This is a genomic window from Novosphingobium sp. B-7 (assembly GCF_000410615.1).
In the GTDB taxonomy this organism is placed as follows: Bacteria; Pseudomonadota; Alphaproteobacteria; order Sphingomonadales; family Sphingomonadaceae; genus Novosphingobium; species Novosphingobium capsulatum.
Window position 1 is genome coordinate 1 of record NZ_KE148429.1, and the last position, 235, is coordinate 235.

1 pseudogene is annotated in these 235 nt (G+C 72.8%); it reads right to left on the reverse strand.

The features are described from left to right. Positions 1-235: pseudogene (locus tag H926_RS28880) on the reverse strand (cobalamin biosynthesis protein CobD); the annotation flags it as partial.

Below are 235 nucleotides of genomic sequence, written 5' to 3' on the forward strand. Positions count from 1 at the left end.
GGCCCGGCCAGGCCAGCAGGCCGATTACGCTCCACGCCCAGCCGCCGGCAAGCCAGGTTGCCAGGGCCTGGAGCGCGCCAGCGAGGCCACTCGCCACGGCCAGCAATATCAGCACTGTAACTACGCCCATGGCGCGGCGGCGCCCCGCGCTCCACTGCGGGCGATTGCCAAGGCGCGTGCACCAGCCGATCACGCGGGCAAAGCCGCCCACCGGATGGCCCAGGCGCGCATAGAG